Origin of the sequence: Candidatus Hakubella thermalkaliphila (assembly GCF_013281975.1) — a bacterium.
Taxonomy (GTDB): Bacteria; Actinomycetota; Humimicrobiia; order Hakubellales; family Hakubellaceae; genus Hakubella; species Hakubella thermalkaliphila.
In genome coordinates, this window is record NZ_BLRZ01000310.1 from 1 (window position 1) to 1017 (window position 1017).

Annotated in this window: 1 protein-coding gene; it reads right to left on the bottom strand. The window is 48.1% G+C overall.

Features of this window, described 5'->3' with window-relative positions; all coding sequences use genetic code 11:
- Positions 1-151 precede the first annotated feature (151 nt).
- Complete coding sequence (locus tag HW443_RS11795) at positions 152-850, bottom strand: M23 family metallopeptidase (RefSeq protein WP_176231473.1); 699 nt, start codon at positions 848-850, stop codon at positions 152-154.
- Between the last annotated feature and the right edge of the window lie 167 nt (positions 851-1017).

The window sequence follows — 1017 nt, forward strand, 5'->3', positions numbered from 1 at the left end:
GCGATTCCTTGGTCTTTCTATCGCTGCTATTGCTTCCTGCTCAGTTATATCCTCATCTATTAACCTTTCCTCTGCATGAGCTGTAAATATGTAGCGTCTCACTCTCCCCCCTTCGCCGAATTAGGCACCAATACGTAAACAGCGCTAATGGTCATTTTAGGTAAGATAGCCCTCTGTATACCTTGTGCCAAAAACCTCCGCCAGAGGTCTCATTTGGCCCTCCCGACTTACTCCCTTCCTCATGTCCAGATCGGGTAGCAATTTCTCCTCTGGCTGCTTTGCTCCAGCTTGGGAAAGAGCCAGCACTCTTGGAGTCCACATCAGTCAGAGAGATATACTTGGAGATATCAGTAAGATCCAGGTTCAGAAAGAGCTTGGGATCCACATAGCGGCCATTGATGATTATGCCAAAATGGAGATGGATTTGATCTGAGGAAGCGTCTTTATTTTCCCCGATTCGTCCGATCTCCTGCCCCTGGCTGACTTTCTGTCCCTGGACTACTTTTACTTGTTCCAGATTCAAGTAAGTGGTTTTGACTCCCGGGGCATGAACTATGGAGATGGTCGCTCCGCCTCCAGCAGGCGTGCGCCCCACAAAGGAAACCGTGCCATCAGCCGAGGCTACCACGACCTGGCCTTTTCTGGCTCCGATGTCGATGCCCCGGTGAAGATAACGCTCTCCCGTTGATTTGTGCCGGTAGGGTTCCAGATAGTCAACCAGTATGTCTCCCTTGACTGGGGATATGAAAGGTCTATCCGGGCTGGAGGCCAGAGCCACCAGAGGCGGGCAGGTGAGAAGTATTAAGAGAAGTATTACTATTAGAAGAGCCAGAAGAGCTAGTCTTTTCATCTACTCTTCCTCACATAAAGTTATATAGGTAAAGATATACTAGCATATTTATGAAAAACTGTAAATAGTCTTTCATGAAATCTGATAACATTTCTGGCCAGTGGAACCAAAGGACTCTCTATCAGGACAAGCGCTTGAAGGACAATCAAATGGGAGATACACGGGGG

What these genes read in the sequence shown, in the direction of transcription:
- HW443_RS11795 (WP_176231473.1), bottom strand. Translation starts at nt 850, where the DNA reads ATGAAAAGACTAGCTCTTCTGGCTCTTCTAATAGTAATACTTCTCTTA.